This is a genomic window from Mesorhizobium sp. M7A.F.Ca.CA.004.04.2.1 (assembly GCF_004022825.1).
In the GTDB taxonomy this organism is placed as follows: domain Bacteria; phylum Pseudomonadota; class Alphaproteobacteria; order Rhizobiales; family Rhizobiaceae; genus Mesorhizobium.
The window spans coordinates 1-1493 of record NZ_RZPH01001260.1 but is presented as its reverse complement, the minus strand read 5'-3'; the positions used below and the strand labels follow the sequence as shown (position 1 = coordinate 1493).

The 1493-nt window shown below is 64.9% G+C and carries 1 protein-coding gene and 1 pseudogene; one reads left to right on the top strand and one right to left on the bottom strand.

Features of this window, described 5'->3' with window-relative positions; genetic code table 11:
• Positions 1–315 (top strand): annotated as a pseudogene (locus EN893_RS33635) (alpha/beta hydrolase); the annotation flags it as partial.
• A 38-nt stretch (positions 316–353) separates the two neighbouring features.
• Here EN893_RS33635 and speB read toward each other — a convergent pair.
• Positions 354–1319 carry an agmatinase gene (gene speB, locus EN893_RS33630; RefSeq protein ID WP_127271573.1) on the bottom strand — a complete coding sequence of 322 codons (966 nt, stop codon included), beginning with the start codon at positions 1317–1319 and terminating at the stop codon, positions 354–356.
• Between the last annotated feature and the right edge of the window lie 174 nt (positions 1320–1493).

The following is a 1493-nucleotide window of genomic DNA, read 5'->3' as shown; positions in this document are numbered from 1 at the left end:
GCCGCCACCAGCCATCCGCGCGGCCGGTCGTTTCGCGCCTTCGCCGACCAGACCCGCAGCGATCGCCGGGCCTTGGCCGCTTGCATCGCCAAATCGCGCGAATTGCTGAGCGAGCAGGATATCGCCCGCATCGCCCAGCCGACGCTGGTCGCCGTCGGAACCACCGACGACATTGGCGGCTCGCCCGATGAGCTTGCAGCGTTGATGCCGAACGCCAGCGCCTTTCACATCGAGGGCCGGGACCATATGCTGGCCGTCGGGGACAAGACCTTCAAGCAGCGCGTGCTGGAGTTCTATGCCGAGAATCCGCTTTGAGCGGACGGCGACGCGTCAGGCGGCTTTGACGCTTGCGCTCAGTCTGGCGCTCTCGCTGCTTGAACCGACTTCGCCATCACGCACAGCAGCTCGAACATCATCGTCGCGCCGGCGAGCGCCGTCATTCCACCCAGGTCGAAAGGCGGCGCCACCTCCACGACGTCGGCGCCTACAATGTTCAATCCATCGAGCAAGCGGACCATTTCCTGGGCCTCGCGGGTGGTGAAGCCGCCAAGTTCAGGCGTTCCGGTCCCAGGCGCCATCGATGGGTCGATGCAGTCTATGTCGAAGGTGACATAAACAGGATTGTTTCCGACGATGCCGCGCGCCTCTTCCACGACGCTGGCCGCGCCTCGCCTGACGAACTCCTCCATGTAGATGATACGGATGCCCTGGGCGACCGCCCAGTCATGTTCGCCGGGTTCATAGATCGAGCCGCGGATGCCGATCTGGACGACGCGCTTGGGATCGAGCAGCCCCTCTTCGATGGCGCGGCGGAACGGCGTGCCATGTGTATAGGGATTGTCGCCGAAATAGCGGTCATTGGTGTCCGAATGCGCGTCGAAATGGATCATGCCGACGGGCGCCTTGCGGGCCACGGCGCGCAGCACCGGCAACGTCGTCAGATGATCGCCGCCCGCTGCAAGCGGAATGGCGCCCACTGCCACGATCGCCGCGATGCCGTCCTCGATGCGCTTCAGCCCGTCCAGCAGGTTGATCGGATTGACCGAGAGATCGCCGACATCGGCGACGTTGGCGATGCTGAACGGCTCGGTCCCCGAGACGTGATGGGCGCGCCGCATCAGGCTCGACTGGTTGCGGATCTCGCGCGGGCCGTGCCGTGCGCCGGCGCGATTGGTGGTGCCACCATCCCACGGTATGCCGACGAGCGCGATGTCGAGCCCCTCCGCGCTTGCCACGGCCGGCAGTCTCATGAAGGTCGAAAGTCCGGCGAAGCGAGGCACGGCGGAGGCGTCGATCGGCTGGAAGAAATTGCTGCTCATGGTGTCGGCACCTCAGAAGAATTCGCGTTTGACGATTTCCGCAATGCGGGTCTCGCAGTCGTCGAGCAACCATCGGCCCTTTTCCGCCGATGAGCCCTCGGTCAGCGACAGCACGCCGGATGGCGGCACTTCCTCGGCTGGCTTGGGATAGCGATCATATGGCCTGAACTGCGC